Here is a 7179-nt window from a genome sequence, read left to right on the forward strand (position 1 = left end):
GCGTTCACCAGGCCGAAGACTGCGGCGATCAGCAGCACCACACCGAGCTTCGCCCAGAAGCTGGTCAGATTGCCGAAGTCGAAGGTGAGGCCGGGGACCAGTTCGACGGCCACCCACAGGGCGAAAGCAGTGAAGACCGTGCGGATCAGGAATGCGCGCATACGTCCAGTGTGGCACGGCGGTGAACTCGCACGCCGATGGACTGGGTGCCTACGGCGCCCTATTTGTCCCAGTTCGGCCCAGGTCGCGCGCGGTCCAGGTCGCGGCGGACCAGCGGTTTGGCCCCAGGCTCTCGTCCGCGTACTATGGACCCTTGGTGCATGGCGGAGTCCACGCATGCCCGGCTCCGTCGCCAGATTCAGCGGTGACGGAACGGGTGGGGCAGCGCCGATGTACCGACCGTAGCGGAAAAACAATGATTCAACCGGGAGTCGCCGAAGGGCGCCGACCAGGATCGCGGAGGATATGGCTAAGAAAGAAGGAGCCATTGAGGTTGAGGGTCGCGTTGTCGAACCCCTGCCCAATGCGATGTTTCGCATTGAGCTGGAGAACGGCCACAAGGTACTCGCCCACATCAGCGGCAAGATGCGGCAGCACTACATCCGCATCCTGCCGGAGGATCGTGTCGTCGTAGAGCTCTCGCCCTACGACCTCGACCGCGGTCGGATCGTCTACCGCTACAAGTAGGCCACCCGGGCCGAGCACGCGTCCGGTAAGTGAATAAGGAGAAGCTGACGTGAAGGTCAACCCCAGCGTCAAGCCGATCTGCGAGAAGTGCAAGGTGATCCGTCGTAACGGACGAGTCATGGTGATCTGCGAAAACCTGCGTCACAAGCAGCGTCAGGGCTGATCTGCGCCCTTCTTCAGGTCCGCTTGAAGAAAACCCCAACTGAATATCGTCACCACCGATGAACTCCTAGCACCAGCGGACGCAGACGAGCATCCGCCGACCCCCGGACAGAGGCCGGGGCCCGACGCAGAGTCGGGACGGACTGGGAGCAGACCTCTGACAATCAAAGGAAACGCCACATGGCACGTGTTGCTGGTGTCGATCTCCCCCGCGAAAAGCGGCTGGAGATCGCGCTGACGTACATCTATGGAGTGGGTCGTACCACCTCCAAGGAGATCCTTGCCGGTACCGGGCTCAGCCCCGACCTGCGGGCCAAGGACCTCACGGACGCTGATGTCAGCAAGCTCCGTGAATACATCGAAGCCTCGGTCAAGGTCGAAGGTGATCTGCGCCGCGAGGTGCAGGCCGACATCCGTCGCAAGATCGAGATCGGTTGCTACCAGGGTCTGCGCCACCGTCGTGGCATGCCGGTCCACGGTCAGCGCACCAAGACCAATGCCCGCACTCGTAAGGGCCCGAAGAAGACCATCGCCGGGAAGAAGAAGTAATGCCCCCCAAGTCACGCAGTGCCGGCCCGAAGAAGGGCACTCGCCGTCGCGATAAGAAGAACGTCCCGCACGGTCAGGCACACATCAAGTCCACGTTCAACAATACGATCGTCTCGATCACCGATCCCGAAGGCAACGTGCTGAGCTGGGCAAGCTCCGGCCACGTCGGCTTCAAGGGATCGCGTAAGAGCACCCCGTTCGCCGCGCAGCTCGCTGCCGAGAACGCGGCCCGCAAGGCCATGGAGAACGGCGTCAAGAAGGTCGACGTCTTCGTCAAGGGCCCGGGCTCTGGTCGTGAGACCGCCATCCGTTCGCTGCAGGCAGCCGGCCTTGAGGTCGGCACCATCTCCGACGTGACCCCGCAGCCGCATAACGGCTGCCGTCCGCCCAAGCGGCGCCGGGTCTAGCGGGAAAGGAAAGAATTAGATATGGCTCGTTATACCGGCCCCGCAACTAAGAAATCCCGTCGTCTTCGCGTCGACCTGATTGGTGGAGACCAGGCGTACGAACGTCGTCCGTACCCGCCCGGCCAGCACGGCCGCGCGCGGATCAAGGAGACCGAGTACCTGCTCCAGCTGCAGGAGAAGCAGAAGGCTCGCTTCACCTACGGCGTCATGGAGAAGCAGTTCCGTCGTTACTACGAGGAGGCCAACCGCCGCTCGGGTAAGACCGGTGACGAATTGCTGAAGATCCTGGAAACCCGTCTGGACAACGTCGTCTACCGTGCCGGCCTGGCCCGCACGCGTCGACAGGCTCGCCAGCTGGTGACCCACGGTCACTTCACCGTCAACGGCCACTCGGTGGACGTTCCCAGCTACCGCGTCAGCCAGTACGACATCATCGACGTCAAGCCGAAGTCGCTGAACACCGTGCCGCTGCAGATCGCCGCCGAGACCATCGGTGACCGCCCCGTTCCGGCGTGGCTTCAGGTGGTTCCGTCGTCCCTGCGCATCCTCGTGCACAATGTGCCCGAGCGCGCTCAGATCGACGTGCCGCTCACCGAGCAGCTGATCGTCGAGTACTACAGCAAGTAATCGAACCGACGTTCGATTGCGAAGCGGCCCACGCCGTTTCGTCTCAATCCCGTCGCCGTCATATAGCGGATGGCAAAAAGGAGAAGTACACACCAATGCTCATTTCACAGCGACCCACTCTGTCCGAAGAGGTCATCGCCGAGGACCGTTCGAAGTTCGTCATCGAACCGCTCGAGCCGGGCTTCGGCTACACCCTGGGCAACTCGCTGCGGCGCACGCTGCTGTCGTCCATCCCGGGCGCGGCAGTCACCAGCATCCGCATCGATGGTGTCCTGCACGAGTTCACCACCGTCCCCGGAGTGAAGGAAGATGTCACCGACATCATTCTGAACCTCAAGGGCCTCGTGGTCAGCTCGGAAGAGGACGAGCCGGTCACCATGTACGTCCGCAAGCAAGGTCCGGGTGCTGTCACCGGTGCCGATATCGTGCCGCCGGCCGGTGTCGAGGTGCACAACCCGGATCTGCACATTGCGACCCTCAACGACAAGGGCAAGCTCGAGATTGAGCTCGTCGTCGAGCGGGGCCGCGGCTATGTGCCGGCCGTGCAGAACAAGGCTTCCGGCGCCGAGATCGGCCGCATCCCGGTCGACTCGATCTACTCGCCGGTCCTGAAGGTGACTTACAAGGTCGAGGCCACCCGTGTTGAGCAGCGCACCGACTTCGATCGGCTGGTGCTCGACGTGGAGACCAAGAACTCCATCACCGCGCGCGACGCCCTGGCGTCGGCCGGTAAGACCCTGGTCGAACTCTTCGGCCTGGCTCGCGAGCTCAACGTCGAGGCCGAGGGCATTGAGATCGGACCGTCGCCTGCCGAGGCCGATCACATCGCCGCTTTCAGCCTGCCGATCGAGGATCTGGAGATGAGCGTTCGCTCGTACAACTGCCTCAAGCGCGAGGGTGTGCACACCGTCGGCGAACTGGTGGGTCGTACCGAGTCGGATCTGCTCGACATCCGGAACTTCGGCCAGAAGTCGATCGACGAGGTGAAGGTGAAGCTGTACGACCTGGGTCTGTCCCTCAAGGACAGCCCGGCTAGCTTCGACCCGTCGCAGGTGGCCGGTTACGATCCGGCCACCGGCACGTGGAGCGATGAGGTGTCGTACACCGATGACGCTGGTGAAGACTTCGCCGAGACCGAACAGCTGTAGTCGCCCAGACCAATTTGAGATTGCCGGTCTGACGATCGGCGCCCCTCCTAGGAGAAACCAATGCCCAAGCCCACTAAGGGTACCCGCCTCGGCGGGTCGGCCAGCCACCAGAAGGCGATCCTCGCCAACCTGGCCACGGCGCTCTTTGAGCACGGCCGCATCACCACCACCGAAACCAAGGCAAAGCGGCTCCGCCCGTACGCCGAGAAGCTCATCACCCACGCGAAGGTCGGCGATCTCGCCAACCGCCGCCAGGTGATGAAGGACATCCGTGACAAGGATGTCGTGCACAAGCTGTTCGAGGAGATCGGTCCGTTCTTCTCCGACCGCAACGGTGGCTACACCCGCATCATCAAGCTGGAGAACCGGAAGGGCGACAACGCCCCGATGGCCGCGATCGCGCTGGTCACCGAGCGCACCGCGTCGGCGGAGGCCGCGCGCTCGACCCGCGCTGCGGCATCGAAGAAGAAGGTCGCCGAAGCCGAGAACCCGGTCGCCGAGGTTATCGACGAGGCCACCGACGCCGAGGTCGCTAACGCTGAAGCCGTGTCCGAAGGTGCCGACGAGAACCAGGCCGCGACTACCGCGGACGAGGCTCTCGCCGAGGGTGCCGACGTCGACGGCTCCAACGAAGACAAGTAGTCGGACTCCGGTTCGCCGTTAGCTTCGGCCATCAGCGAGCATCCGATGACGCAGCCCGCCGGCTCCCGTGAGGGGGACGGCGGGCTCGTCGCATCTGCGGTGGTGGTCCGGCTGCGGCTGCTGATCTCGTACGACGGCACCGATTTTTCCGGCTGGGCCACGCAACCGGGCCGCCGGACAGTATGCGAGACCCTGGAGACCGCACTGGCGACAGTGTTGCGCGCTCCGGTGCGGCTCACCGTGGCCGGGCGCACCGACGCCGGTGTCCACGCGACCGGGCAGGTGGCGCACTGTGACATTCCGGCGGTCGCGCTCGACGCCCGCTCCATTGACGGCGACCCAGCGCGTCTGGTTCGACGGCTGGCCAAACTCCTGCCCGACGATGTGCGGATTAAAGCGGTCGACGCGGTCCCGGACACCTTCGATGCACGCTTCTCCGCGCTCGCCCGCCGCTACGAATACCGGTTGACCGATGCGCGCTGGGGCGCCGAACCGCTCTGGTCGCGGAGCACCGCCGACTGGACCCGGCCGTTGGACATCGACGCCATGAACGACGCCTCGGCAGGTCTCCTTGGACTGCACGACTTCGCGGCGTTCTGCCGCTACCGGGCAGGCTCGACCACCATCCGTGAACTTCAGGAGTTCAGCTGGCGGCGCGACGACGACGGTGTGCTGATCGGCCGGGTGAAGGCAGACGCTTTCTGCTGGTCGATGGTCCGCTCACTGGTCGGTGCGGTGGCCTCGGTCGGTGACGGCCGCCGGTCGATCGACTGGTGCCTGGACCTGCTGGAGGCGCGCACGCGTCGCGCAGAAGTTCCGGTGGCGCAGGCGCGTGGCCTGTCGCTGGCGGAGGTGTACTACCCGGACGCCGGTGAGTGGGCGGCGCGCAGTGCGCGCACCAGAAGTGTCCGGACCACGGCCGATCTCGGCGAGGGCTGCTGCGGCTGAGGTGCTGGCGGTCAGCTGACGGCGCGCTCTTCTTCGAGTGCTTCGCGGACGTCCTCGAAGACAGCGGCGTCGACGCCCACTTCGAGCTCGTCCAGCTGCTGGCCGCGCACCATCATGTCGTGCCAGTTCACCGGATCGAACTCCATCGGCTCGGTGCGGGCCAGGAAGTCGCGCACCAGGGCGAGGAAACGCTCGGGATCGTCGCGGAACGGGAAGTGCCCCGCCCCGTCGAACATCACCACCTCGGCGTGCGGGATCATCGCGGACGCCAGTTGCGCGTGGTGCGCGGGTAGCACATTGTCGGCCGTCCCCCAGATGAGGAGCAGCGGGAGGCGTTCGGTCAGGTAGGCGCGGTCGAGAAAAGTGACGGTCTGGCCGCGCCAGTCGATTACCGAGCGCAGGGTGCGGGTGAACGAGCGGCCAGCTTCTTCGTCGGAGAGGTCGCCGAGAATACGCAGCAGGTCCTGGTGGTCGGTGATGACGTTGCGGGGGGCGAACCGTTCGGGAATGCCCGGGAGCGCATCGGTGCGGGCCAGCAGTCGGCCGACGCTGCGGAGCAGGGGCAGCGCGCCCGGCAGTCCGAGGCCTTGCAACACAAACGGAACGCCGGGTATGGCGACGGCCCGTAGCGCCGGATTCACTTCCGCCGTAACGCCGCCGGGAGCCACGAGGACCAGGCGCTGGACGAACCGGGGGAACTGGTAGCAGAACTGCATCGCGACGCCGCCGCCGAGCGAATGGCCGACCACCGTCACCTTGGTGATCCCCAGGACCACCAATAGATCGCGCATGCCATTGGCGAAGGCGGCGACCGAATAGTCGGCCTTCGGCTTGTCGGAGAGCCCATGGCCCAGCAAATCCGGGGCGATCACCGTGTAATCGCGGGCCAGCTCGCTGATCACGCCTTCCCAGGTCGACGAGTTGTCACCGATACCGTGGATCAGGAGCAGCGCCGGGCCTTCACCGGCGATGCGGAAAGCCCGCCGGTAGCCGTGCACGGTGCGGTATTCGATCCGGACCTGCGGTGTCGGTGCGGTGGTTGGGGCGTCAACCATGGTGTCCTCCGGTGCAGCGGCCCGGTGGTTACCGGGCGGTCACCTTCCATTCAACCCCCGGCCGGGAAACATTGCCAATGCGGTAAGTAAAAGTTAGATGACGTCGGTGGCGGGTGCGGCTGGATAGAACGGGGCATGCCGGCGCAGTGCCGTCCCGCCGAAGTCGTCGGCAATTGTCGCCGCCAGGTCGACAAATTCGCGCCGGGTACGACGCCCCAGCAATTCCAGGTCGATGTCGGCGCCTTCAGCCAGATGATCGTCGAACCCGATGCAGTGCACCGCGCGACACCGCGTCAGGAAATGCTGCGCCAATTGGTCGGTGTCGATCGACGATGATCCCGGTCGCGCCGAACTGAGCACCATCACGCAGCGCCCGATCAGGTGCCCGAAGCCATGCCCGGCCAGCCAGTCGAGGGTTGCGCCTGCGCTGCGTGCGCCGTCGAGTGCGGGGGAGCTCACCAGAATGATCGCGTCCGCCAGGTCCAAGACGCCACTCATCGCGCTGTGTGAAAGGCCCATGACTCACGCTAAAGCGCTATATACTCGTGGCCATGACCAGCAAGAACGCGCGGCGCGCGGCAATCTACACCCGGATCTCACTAGACGCGTCGGGGGACGGGCTCGGCGTGACACGCCAGGAGGAGGACGCGCGGGCCATCGTGTCGTCACGCGGCTGGGAGGTCGCCGGGGTCTGGTCGGACAACTCGATCAGTGCCAGCGACGCGCGCAAGGTCCGGCCAGGCTATGACGCGCTGGTACGCGCGTGGGAGGCCGGAGCGTTCGACGCGCTGGTGGTCTGGGACCTGGACCGGCTCACGCGTCAACCGAGGCAACTGGAGGACTGGATCGACCGCGCCGAGGGGCGGGGCCTGGCCATCGTCACGTCCAACGGTGAGGCCGATCTGACTACCGACGCCGGTCGGCTGTTCGCCAGGATCAAGGCCGCGGTGGCGC

10 protein-coding genes and 1 pseudogene are annotated in these 7179 nt (G+C 65.3%); 9 read left to right on the top strand and 2 right to left on the bottom strand.

Features of this window, described 5'->3' with window-relative positions; genetic code table 11:
- Nucleotides 1–465: 465 nt before the first annotated feature.
- From infA to truA, 8 genes are all read left to right on the top strand, one after another.
- Nucleotides 466–687, top strand: a complete 222-nt coding sequence (gene infA / locus WAW85_RS01060; protein ID WP_005936580.1) for a translation initiation factor IF-1 — start codon at nt 466–468, stop codon at nt 685–687.
- A 49-nt stretch (nt 688–736) separates the two neighbouring features.
- Nucleotides 737–850, top strand: coding sequence for a 50S ribosomal protein L36 (gene rpmJ, locus WAW85_RS01065; protein WP_024332746.1), 114 nt, complete (start codon nt 737–739; stop codon nt 848–850).
- A 179-nt stretch (nt 851–1029) separates the two neighbouring features.
- On the top strand, nt 1030–1398 hold the full coding sequence (gene rpsM / locus WAW85_RS01070) for a 30S ribosomal protein S13 (RefSeq protein ID WP_422557818.1): 369 nt from the start codon (nt 1030–1032) through the stop codon (nt 1396–1398).
- Nucleotides 1398–1805: a 30S ribosomal protein S11 gene (gene rpsK, locus WAW85_RS01075; RefSeq protein WP_345313830.1), complete on the top strand. Its 408-nt coding sequence runs from the start codon at nt 1398–1400 to the stop codon at nt 1803–1805. Before rpsM ends, rpsK begins: the two co-directional genes overlap by 1 nt.
- Nucleotides 1806–1826: 21 nt before the next feature.
- The gene (gene rpsD / locus WAW85_RS01080; RefSeq protein WP_422557819.1) at nt 1827–2432 is read left to right on the top strand and encodes a 30S ribosomal protein S4; all 606 of its coding nucleotides are present in this window, start codon (nt 1827–1829) and stop codon (nt 2430–2432) included.
- 95 nt (nt 2433–2527) lie between these two features.
- Nucleotides 2528–3580: a DNA-directed RNA polymerase subunit alpha gene (locus WAW85_RS01085; RefSeq protein WP_422557820.1), complete on the top strand. Its 1053-nt coding sequence runs from the start codon at nt 2528–2530 to the stop codon at nt 3578–3580.
- Nucleotides 3581–3640: 60 nt separating this feature from the next.
- Nucleotides 3641–4222 carry a 50S ribosomal protein L17 gene (gene rplQ / locus WAW85_RS01090; protein WP_422557821.1) on the top strand — a complete coding sequence of 194 codons (582 nt, stop codon included), beginning with the start codon at nt 3641–3643 and terminating at the stop codon, nt 4220–4222.
- A gap of 45 nt (nt 4223–4267) precedes the next feature.
- Nucleotides 4268–5170, top strand: coding sequence for a tRNA pseudouridine(38-40) synthase TruA (gene truA / locus WAW85_RS01095; protein WP_422557822.1), 903 nt, complete (start codon nt 4268–4270; stop codon nt 5168–5170).
- An 11-nt stretch (nt 5171–5181) separates the two neighbouring features.
- Here the strand turns inward: truA and WAW85_RS01100 are convergent, their stop codons facing one another.
- Nucleotides 5182–6225, bottom strand: coding sequence for an alpha/beta fold hydrolase (locus tag WAW85_RS01100; protein ID WP_422557823.1), 1044 nt, complete (start codon nt 6223–6225; stop codon nt 5182–5184).
- Between the two features lie 93 nt (nt 6226–6318).
- Nucleotides 6319–6741 (bottom strand): annotated as a pseudogene (locus WAW85_RS01105) (MinD/ParA family ATP-binding protein); the annotation flags it as partial.
- 35 nt (nt 6742–6776) lie between these two features.
- On the opposite strand from WAW85_RS01105, the gene WAW85_RS01110 reads away from it, so the two are divergent.
- The coding region (locus WAW85_RS01110; protein WP_422557824.1) for a recombinase family protein at nt 6777–7179 on the top strand (403 nt) is incomplete at its 3' end.

The sequence above is a fragment of the Gordonia sp. (in: high G+C Gram-positive bacteria) genome (assembly GCF_049299075.1).
In the GTDB taxonomy this organism is placed as follows: Bacteria; Actinomycetota; Actinomycetes; order Mycobacteriales; family Mycobacteriaceae; genus Gordonia.

Bases quoted from the DNA above. Each gene is read 5' to 3' on its own strand.
- rpsM (WP_422557818.1), top strand. From the start codon at position 1,030: ATGGCACGTGTTGCTGGTGTCGATCTCCCCCGCGAAAAGCGGCTGGAG.
- truA (WP_422557822.1), top strand. From the start codon at position 4,268: ATGACGCAGCCCGCCGGCTCCCGTGAGGGGGACGGCGGGCTCGTCGCA.
- rplQ (WP_422557821.1), top strand. From the start codon at position 3,641: ATGCCCAAGCCCACTAAGGGTACCCGCCTCGGCGGGTCGGCCAGCCAC.
- rpsD (WP_422557819.1), top strand. From the start codon at position 1,827: ATGGCTCGTTATACCGGCCCCGCAACTAAGAAATCCCGTCGTCTTCGC.
- infA (WP_005936580.1), top strand. From the start codon at position 466: ATGGCTAAGAAAGAAGGAGCCATTGAGGTTGAGGGTCGCGTTGTCGAA.
- WAW85_RS01100 (WP_422557823.1), bottom strand. From the start codon at position 6,225: ATGGTTGACGCCCCAACCACCGCACCGACACCGCAGGTCCGGATCGAA.
- WAW85_RS01085 (WP_422557820.1), top strand. From the start codon at position 2,528: ATGCTCATTTCACAGCGACCCACTCTGTCCGAAGAGGTCATCGCCGAG.
- rpsK (WP_345313830.1), top strand. From the start codon at position 1,398: ATGCCCCCCAAGTCACGCAGTGCCGGCCCGAAGAAGGGCACTCGCCGT.